The organism is Klebsiella sp. 28, assembly GCF_018223905.1.
Classification (GTDB): Bacteria; Pseudomonadota; Gammaproteobacteria; order Enterobacterales; family Enterobacteriaceae; genus Klebsiella; species Klebsiella pneumoniae.
Map to the genome: position 1 here is coordinate 22888 of NZ_JAGRQY010000065.1, position 6279 is coordinate 29166.

At 59.0% G+C, this 6279-nt stretch carries 4 protein-coding genes and 1 pseudogene; 3 read left to right on the top strand and 2 right to left on the bottom strand.

Features of this window, described 5'->3' with window-relative positions:
* Positions 1 to 171 precede the first annotated feature (171 nt).
* Positions 172 to 1428 carry a sensor domain-containing diguanylate cyclase gene (locus tag KHQ28_RS12155; RefSeq protein ID WP_021314003.1) on the top strand — a complete coding sequence of 419 codons (1257 nt, stop codon included), beginning with the start codon at positions 172 to 174 and terminating at the stop codon, positions 1426 to 1428.
* 98 nt (positions 1429 to 1526) lie between these two features.
* On the opposite strand, the gene guaD is transcribed toward KHQ28_RS12155, so the two are convergent.
* Positions 1527 to 2837 (bottom strand): guanine deaminase, encoded by a 1311-nt coding sequence (guaD, locus tag KHQ28_RS12160; RefSeq protein ID WP_023301907.1) that lies wholly within the window; start codon positions 2835 to 2837, stop codon positions 1527 to 1529.
* Between the two features lie 101 nt (positions 2838 to 2938).
* Positions 2939 to 4435: an NCS1 family nucleobase:cation symporter-1 gene (locus KHQ28_RS12165; RefSeq protein ID WP_004891791.1), complete on the bottom strand. Its 1497-nt coding sequence runs from the start codon at positions 4433 to 4435 to the stop codon at positions 2939 to 2941.
* A 144-nt stretch (positions 4436 to 4579) separates the two neighbouring features.
* Between KHQ28_RS12165 and KHQ28_RS12170 the strand changes: the two genes are divergently transcribed.
* Both KHQ28_RS12170 and hpxA read left to right on the top strand, forming a co-directional pair.
* A complete protein-coding gene (locus tag KHQ28_RS12170) occupies positions 4580 to 5296 on the top strand; it encodes a GntR family transcriptional regulator (RefSeq protein WP_004179987.1) in 717 nt (238 codons plus the stop codon).
* Positions 5296 to 6166, top strand: a pseudogene (gene hpxA / locus KHQ28_RS12175) (allantoin racemase). Before KHQ28_RS12170 ends, hpxA begins: the two are co-directional and overlap by 1 nt.
* Positions 6167 to 6279: the final 113 nt, after the last annotated feature.

Below are 6279 nucleotides of genomic sequence, written 5' to 3' on the forward strand. Positions count from 1 at the left end.
CGCAAAGTCACCCTCAGAGGGCTTTACTGGGCGCATAACCGACTATACTTGGCGCGCTCGCGCGTAATTGCGGTTTCTCGGTGTCTATTTTGCTTTCACTTTAAACCAGCGTTGGGGCTGCACAGCGTTAAGTGCCGTTCCGCGCCGGCAGTGGGTCGGTTTGGGGCCTGTATGTTATTAAAAGAGCTGGCTGTTTTTGAGGTCTTAAGCACCCCGATATGGGTAGTTCATCCTTTTAACGAAAGGGTGGTCTATGCCAATCAGGCTTCCCGGACATTGAGCGGCGAGATGTCGCTCAATGAGATGCGTAACGGTATTTATTCCACCTGTCCGGAAACGCAACTGCAGCACTACCTTCGCTATCTCGACACCATGAGCGAGATATTCGAAGTCTGGACGTTACCCACCGCCAATGGGTTGCAGTCGGTGTATTGCAAAACCACCCTGATTGATACCGAAGACTGTGGTTGCTTGCTGCTGTTTGAAGCCGTGAAGCTGCTGGCGCAAAATCAGTCGATTCATACCGGCTCCCGCCGCTACCAGCGGCGTAACAATGGCTTTTTCGCTCGCTTTTTTATGACCAATACCGCGCCGATGCTGTTGATCGACCCTCATAAAGATGGCCGGATTGTCGATGCCAATATTGCCGCGCTACGTTTTTATCATTATTCCGATGAGGAAATGCGCACCAAACATACCTGGCAAATAAATACCCTGGGCCGGGACGTCATCCCCATTATGAATAATATTGCCAGTCTGCCTGGCGGTCATAAACCGCTTAATTTTACGCATATTCTGGCTGACGGCTCGCTACGTCATGTCCAAACTTATGCCGGGCCGGTGGTGCTGTATAATATTCGACTGATGCTATGCATCATTCACGATATCACCGAAGAAGTGCATCTGAAAAAAGAGCTGGAATTTTCCGCCGCCCACGATCCGTTAACCGGCTTGCTTAATCGCCGGGAGTTTCACCGTCTGGTTGAGGCGCCAACTTTTATCCCCCGGGGTTATTGTCTGCTGTTAATCGATATCGATCATTTCAAGAGCATTAATGATATTCACGGCCATCAAAAAGGCGATGAGGTCCTGCTGGTGCTCTCTCGTATTCTGGAAACGTCGGTCGACCGCGAAGATAAAATTTATCGCTGGGGTGGAGAAGAGTTTCTGCTTTTTTTGCCCCATTCGCCGATCGGCCGCGCGCTGATACTGGCGGAGGGGATCCGCCAGGCGGTTAGCGAATACCAGACGCTGTCGGTGACCGTCAGCATCGGCGTGGCTGAACATCATGACGGCGAAACGGTTGATCAACTGTTTTCCCGCGTCGATAAAGCGCTGTATGCGGCAAAAAATGACGGGCGTAATCGGGTGACGCGCATGCCTTTTGACAGCTCTGAGCGACGGCGCAGTAGAGATGGCGCCGCCTGAATAAGCCCCCGCCTGTAGTGGGTTAGCCTGCGTTAAGGTGGCAAACAAGGTATGGTGCGTTTTCTCGTTCTTTTCAGGAAGTGGGACTGGCTGAGGGGTCAGTCCTGACACCACACCCGCTCGCCATTCACCCACGTCTCGCTGATATTGCGTTCATCACCCAGGGTCATCAGCACGAACAGCTGCTCATAAATGTCATGGCAGCGGCCTATGCGCAGGCGCTGCAGCGGGGTGACCGCCGGGTCAATCACCACAAAATCCGCCTCTTTGCCCGGCTGGAAATTGCCAATTTTCTCCTCCAGCCGCAGGGCGCGCGCCCCGCCAAGGGTGGCGTGATAGAAGGCCTCGCTGGCGCGCAGGCGATAGCTCTGCAGTTGTCCTACCTTGTAGGCCTCGCCCAGCGTCCGCAGCATGCTGAAGGTGGTCCCGGCTCCGACGTCGCTGCCGATGCCCATCCGCACCTGGTGCTGCCAGCAGGCGGGCAGGCGGAACAGCCCGCTGCCGAGAAACAGATTCGACGTCGGGCAGAAGGCGACGGCGGACCCGGTGTCATGCAGGCACTGCCACTCGGCATCATCGAGATGGATCCCGTGAGCGAAGACGCTGCGTTCGCCAGTGAGCTGATAGTGATGATAGACATCCAGATAGCGCGCATGCTCAGGCCACAGCTGTTTAACCCAGGCGATCTCCTCCCGGTTTTCACTGAGATGCGTCTGCAGCCAGGTGTCGGGAAACTCGGCCCGCAGGCGCTGCACCGCCTCCAGCAACCCCGGGGTTGAGGTGGGGGCAAAGCGCGGGGTGATGGCATAGCCCAGCCTGCCGCGCTGATGCCAGCGGCGGATCAACGCCCGGGTCTGCTCGTAGCTCTCCCCGGCGGTTTCGCACAGGTAGTCGGGCACATGGCGATCCATCATCACTTTCCCGGCGATCAGGCGCATATTCAGACGCAGCGCTTCGCTGAATAACGCCTCCACCGAGGCCGGATGCAGGGTACAAAACACCAGCGCGGTGGTGGTGCCATGGCTTATCAGCTGATTTACAAAAAACTGCGCTATCTCCTGGGCATACTCCGCATCGGCAAACTGGCTCTCCACCGGGAAGGTGTAGGTGGTGAGCCACTCAAGCAGCTGTTCGCCAAAGGCGCCGATCATCTCGGTCTGCGGATAGTGAACGTGGGCATCAACGAACCCCGGCAGCAGCAGCTTACCCCTCAGATCGACATAGCCCTTCAGGGGATGCAGAAAGGCTTCCCCCTGCTGCCATGGCAGCAGGGCGATAATTTTCCCCTCCTGCAGGAACAACAGGCCATCATCGAGATAGCGGGCCTGGGCGGCCACCTCATCCGGGGTCTCCGCCACGCCGGCGATATCAAAAAATGCACCGCGCACCGCGGTCTGGTAATCCATCATCGAACCTGCCTTCTCTTAACGCTCTGGGAATAGTGATAAACAGCAAGATTGGTGCCAGTTTGCAGCCTGCCGCGGCCAGACGCCGCGGCAGAAGGGGAAGGTTACTCTTTTTGCGCCACCGCGCCGGAGCGGAAGGCGGCTTTCGCCTGCACTTCACGCTCGTCGCGAGCCAGCCAGCGGTAGGCGGTGGCGCCGAGAAAGACGCCGATAAACCAGCTGAAGTTCGCCACTTCATGCAGGGTCGGAATAAAGCTGATAATCAGCCCAAGGCCCACCGACGGCAGCAGGGCGGCAATCGCTTTCGGGTTAAAGCCGTTGCGGTACCAGTATTTACCCTGCGGCGTATCGTCAAACAGATCGTCCACTGACACCCGGCCGCGTTTGATCAGGTAGAAGTCGGCGATCAGGATGCCAAACAGCGGGCCAATAAAGGCGCCCAGCACGTCGAGGGTATAGTGGATCAGCTCCGGCGAGTTAAACAGGTTCCACGGCGTCAGGAGTATCGAGCCCACCGCGGCAATCATCCCGCCGGTACGGAAGCTGATTTTCTGCGGCGCGCAGTTGGAAAAATCGAAGGCCGGCGAGACGAAGTTAGCCACGATATTGATGCCGATGGTGGCGGTGATCATGGTCAGCAGGCCGATGGCCACCGCCAGATCGTTACCCACGCGGCTGACGGTTTCGATCGGGTCGGTGATCATTTTGCCGAACAGCGACTGGGTGCCGGAGACAATCACCACGGTCACCACCGAGAATAGCAGGAAGTTAAACGGCAGTCCCCAGCGGTTACCGCGGCGGATCTCGCCCATGCTTTTGCCGTAGCGGGAAAAGTCACCGAAGTTAAGCAGCGGCCCGGAGAAGTAGGAGACCACCAGCGCCGTGGCGGTGATCATCTGCCAGGTCTGCTCGCCGGCGCTCAGGGATTTGCTGGCGAGGGTAAAGGAGATACCGTCCAGACCAGTCTTGTATACAATCCAGCCGGCCAGCGCCAGCATCACCACATAAACCGCCGGACCGGCGATATCGATAAAGCGTTTGATGGCGTTCATGCCATGCCAGAACACCATCGCCTGCAGCAGCCACATAGTGGCGAAGCACAGCCAGCCGAGGGGCGACAGCCCGAGAAAGCTGCTGCTGGTCAGCGAGGCTAGGGAGGGCCAGAACTTGAGCAGGACCAGCATCAGGGCATTCGCCGCCAGATAGGTCTGAATGCCGTACCAGGCAAAGGCGATCAGCCCGCGGATCACCGCCGGGATATTGGCGCCGAAAACGCCAAACGCCTGACGACAAATCACCGCGTAAGGCACCCCGGCCATCTGGCTCGGCTTCGCCACCAGGTTGGCGCACAGCTGGACAATACAGATGCCCACCAGCAGGCAGAGCAGAACCTGCCAGCTGGCCAGCCCAAGCGTAAAGAAGCTCGCCGCCACTACGTAGCCGCCCATGCTGTGCACGTCCGACATCCAGAATGAAAAGATATTGTACCAGCTCCAGTTCTGGTCGCGGGTCGGCGCCAGATCGTCATTACATAGCCGCGGACTGTAGCCGGCGGCCGCCTCGTGAGTCTTCGTCTGCTGCGTGTGGGATGAATGTGGCATGAAACCTGCTCCTCTGAATGAAAACCCTTTGATATGGATTGCTGAGGCTATTGCAGGATCCAGGCCAGAATGATGAATCTTGTATACAAAAAATAAATTTTATGTATACGATCTGCTATCGATAAGTGAAACCGGAGTGGGTTAATGAATAATGAACATCGTCTCCAGGCCGCGCCAGCGCTGCAGGACAAGGACGAAAGCATTTACCAGGCGCTGATGACGGCTATCGTCGAACATCAGCTGCCGCCGGGCAGCAAATTGCCGGAAGAGGCGCTGGCGGAGGTGTTCGCCGTGAGCCGCACCGGCATCAGAAAGGTGCTGCAACGACTCGCCGCTGTGCAACTGGTCACGTTGACGCCCAAACGTGGTGCACACGTCACCAGCCCGAGCGTGGAAGAGTCCCAGGCGATCTTTCGCACCCGGGCGCTGCTCGAGGTCGCCAATCTCCCCGATGTGATCGCGCGCTGTCAGCCGCCGCATCTGGCGGCGCTGGAGAACATTATTCAGCGTGAACAGCAGGCCCATGCGGCGCACGACGGCCCGGCGGCGATCCGCCACTCCGCTGACTTTCATATTCAGCTGCAGGCTATCTCCGGCAACCCGGTGCTCACCGAGATGGTGACCCGCCTCAGCCAGCGCTCCTCTTTAGTGATTGCCGCCTGGGGCGCCCCCTGGCGACAGGGCTGCCGTTGCGACGATCACCAGCAGCTGGTCGGTTTGCTGCGGGATAAAGCCCTGCAGCCGCTCAGCGAGGCGCTGATGCACCATTTTGATCATATTGTCGCCAGCCTGTGCTTCGAGCGCGATGGCGTCAGCCTGCCCGATTTTTCCCGGCTGTTCGCCGGCCACAAGGAGTCGTGATGTCTTCCGTTCGTATACAAGTGATTAACCCCAACACCAGCCTGGCGATGACTGAAACGATAGGCGCCGCCGCGCGTGCGGTCGCTGCGCCGGGCACCGAGATCCTTGCGGTCTGTCCCCGCGCCGGGGTGCCGTCAATTGAGGGCCACTTTGACGAAGCCATCGCGGCGGTCGGCGTGCTGGAGCAGATCAGGGCCGGACGCGAGCAGGGGGTGGATGGGCATGTGATCGCCTGCTTCGGCGACCCGGGGCTGCTGGCGGCGCGGGAGCTGGCCCAGGGGCCGGTGATCGGTATCGCGGAGGCGGCAATGCATATGGCGACGATGGTCGCCACCCGTTTCTCCATTGTGACCACGCTGCCGCGCACGCTGATCATCGCCCGTCATTTGCTGCACCAGTACGGATTTCATCAACACTGCGCGGCGCTGCATGCCATTGACTTGCCGGTGCTGGCGCTGGAAGACGGCAGTGGCCTGGCGCAGGAGAAAGTGCGTGAGCGCTGCATTCGCGCGCTGAAAGAGGATGGTAGCGGGGCGATTGTTCTTGGCTGCGGCGGGATGGCGACCCTGGCGCAGGAGCTGACCCGCGAGCTGCGGGTGCCGGTGATCGATGGCGTCAGCGCGGCGGTGAAGATGGTGGAGTCGCTGGTCGCGCTGGGCCTGGCGACCAGCAAGCATGGGGACTTAGCGTTCCCGGAGAAAAAAGCGTTAAGCGGACAGTTTCAGTCGTTAAATCCATTTTAAAAGGGGCAGGAGATGGGAGAGAACCAGGAACACTATCCTCGCGATCTGCGAGGTTACGCAGGGGAGCCGCCGCACGCGCGCTGGCCGGGTGGGCGCGGATCGCGGTGCAGTTCGTCCTCAACTATGAGGAAGGCGCGGAGAATCACGTCCTGCATGGCGATGCGGGTTCGGAACAGTTCCTGTCAGATATTATCGGCGCCGCCAGCTACCCGGCGCGCCATATGTCGATGGATTCACTCT

Coding starts and splice junctions, on each gene's coding strand:
- KHQ28_RS12170 (WP_004179987.1), top strand. CDS start 4,580: ATGAATAATGAACATCGTCTCCAGGCCGCGCCAGCGCTGCAGGACAAG.
- KHQ28_RS12165 (WP_004891791.1), bottom strand. CDS start 4,435: ATGCCACATTCATCCCACACGCAGCAGACGAAGACTCACGAGGCGGCC.
- KHQ28_RS12155 (WP_021314003.1), top strand. CDS start 172: ATGTTATTAAAAGAGCTGGCTGTTTTTGAGGTCTTAAGCACCCCGATA.
- guaD (WP_023301907.1), bottom strand. CDS start 2,837: ATGATGGATTACCAGACCGCGGTGCGCGGTGCATTTTTTGATATCGCC.